General features: G+C 57.5%; 2 protein-coding genes. Both read left to right on the top strand.

What is annotated here, in order from left to right:
- On the top strand, positions 1–300 hold a 300-nt coding region (locus AC0L18_RS32365; RefSeq protein ID WP_473495739.1), incomplete at its 5' end, for an ATP-dependent DNA ligase.
- Between the two features lie 46 nt (positions 301–346).
- Positions 347–583, top strand: a complete 237-nt coding sequence (locus tag AC0L18_RS32360; protein ID WP_473495738.1) for a hypothetical protein — start codon at positions 347–349, stop codon at positions 581–583.
- The last annotated feature ends 201 nt before the right edge of the window (positions 584–784 follow it).

Here is a 784-nt window from a genome sequence, read left to right as displayed (position 1 = left end):
GCTGGCCTTTCGGATTTTGCCGCGCTGCGCAAGGCAATCACCAGACGCCAGCACGACCTCTATTTCGTCGCGTTCGATCTGCTGCATCTCAACGGCCACGACTTGCGCGACATGGTACTTGAGGATCGGCGGGAAATCCTGGTCGGCCTTATAGGGTCTGACAGCCGCATCCAGTTCAGTGAGACGATGCCGGGCGAGGCTAATGCGATCTATCACCTGATCGATGCGGCTGGCCTGGAGGGGATGGTATCGAACCACCAATTGGCTGAAGACAAAATCCTTCACCGAAGGCGAGTTTGAGATTCTCGGAGTTGAACGCGAGAGGGGCAAGCCCGCGTTTGCTCTGATGGCTGAGCCAGGCACCCGGAAATATGTCGGCAGTGCTTTCGTCAGCGTCAATCGCGACATGCGCGAGCGGTTGTGGAAGCGCGTGCAGGAACATGCCGGCGAGGCGCCCAAGGACATCCCAAAGCGGCCGGCAACACAGTGGGTCAAGCCAGGCATCAAGGCCCGTGTGAAACACCTCAGGGGCGAGGAGGAGTTGCGCCATGCTTCGCTGCAGGACTTCTGGGACGAGGAGTAGGGCCAAGCGTTTGAAGTGACGTCACTGTTTTCGCTCATTTAACAAATGAGTATGGACTCTGATCCGGACAGGCTTATGAATTTGACGCCGTGGTGTCAGCGCACATCGTGCTCCTGCCCATCAAAGGAGGGTGAGGACATGAGAAAGCCTCTAGCACTCATTTTCGAGGACGAGCCGATGATCGTCGTTGACATCGAGGCG

The organism is Mesorhizobium sp. WSM4819, assembly GCF_055811215.1.
This window is presented reverse-complemented; position numbering and strand designations above follow the sequence as displayed.

Excerpts from the sequence above, each read along its gene's own strand:
- AC0L18_RS32360 (WP_473495738.1), top strand. The coding sequence starts at position 347 with ATGGCTGAGCCAGGCACCCGGAAATATGTCGGCAGTGCTTTCGTCAGC.